The sequence below is a fragment of the Arenibacter certesii DSM 19833 genome (assembly GCF_000429545.1).
GTDB classification, from domain to species: Bacteria; Bacteroidota; Bacteroidia; order Flavobacteriales; family Flavobacteriaceae; genus Arenibacter; species Arenibacter certesii.
On sequence record NZ_AUCB01000083.1, the window covers coordinates 1 to 1,398 of the forward strand.

At 45.6% G+C, this 1,398-nt stretch carries 1 pseudogene; it reads right to left on the minus strand.

What is annotated here, in order from left to right:
* A pseudogene (locus G466_RS24325) lies at nucleotides 1-1,398 on the minus strand (hypothetical protein); the annotation flags it as partial.

Here is a 1,398-nt window from a genome sequence, read left to right on the forward strand (position 1 = left end):
CCTGCTGGGCCTTGAGCACCATCGTTTCCGTCAGCTCCGTTAGCACCATCTGCTCCTGCCGGACCTTGTGGGCCTTGGGGACCAGTTGCTCCTGTATCCCCAGTATCTCCCTTGGGACCTGCTGGGCCTTGAGCACCATCAACACCTGATGAACCTTGGGGACCTATTTCTCCTTGAATACCTTGTGGGCCTTGGGGACCAGTTGCTCCATCAATACCATCTGTACCGTCTGCTCCTGCTGGGCCTGGGTCTCCCTGATCTCCTTTTGGACCTGGAGCACCATCAACCCCATTAGTACCATCTTTACCTGCCGGACCTTGTGGGCCTGTAGCACCCACTGGGCCTTGGGGACCTATTTCTCCTTGAATACCTTGCTCTCCTTGTGGACCTTGGGGACCTGTTGCTCCATCAATACCATCTGCACCGTCTGCTCCTGCTGGGCCTTGTGGGCCTGTTTCTCCTTGAATACCTTGTGGGCCTTGAGGACCTGTTGCCCCATCAATACCATCTGCGCCGTCTGCTCCTGCCGGGCCTAGCGGTCCAGTTAAGTCCGCAGTTGTAAACGTTGTATTATCATCATAGATCAAGGTAAAAGTTCCGTCACCATTATCCACAGTGGATTTAATACCGTTACCCTTTGCTGCAATATCAACGATAGGAACGGAAACTGAATTCCCTTCACTGTCCGTCATCACCAAATCCGCACCGTTTACTGCAAAGGTGGAGTTAGTTGTATTGGTATTTCCTACAATCGTAATAGCACTCCCAAAGTCGTCCGTAATGGTATAAGTACCGTCCGTGTTATCCACCACATTGCCAATTTTGGAAGTAAAATTAGTAATGGTCCCATTTTCACTAATGTAAGTGAATGTCCCATCTCCATTATTATTTAAGGTAGTTATGGTTTCATTAATATCCGTACTAAATCCTGACGCATTTGATACGGAGGCGATCCTGTTACCAGCAACTACATTGGATATGGATATCCCATTGGTGTTGATAATTACATCACTACCATCATTATTAGTAAAGGTATAAGTACCATCAGAATGATCTATGATACTGGCCTTGCTTATTGTCTGATCTACTCCGTCTTCATTCGTATAAGTAATTGTTCCATTGTTGTTATCAACAAGATTGGTAATAGTTTCTGAAACGGTGACCGAGGCTACATTTAAGTATAATCCGCCATCCGAACCTGCAACAATATCATTATTGGCGTTTCCACTAATAAGATTAATGTTATTAGATACTCCACTCTCATTAGTAAAAGTTATCGTACCATCATTATTTTTAACTAATATGGTCACTGTTTCTAAATTATCTACAAGCGCAGAAAGGTTCAATTGGGTAAGCACCCCATCCTCATCCGTATAGTCCAGGTTGATGTGGTCTGCA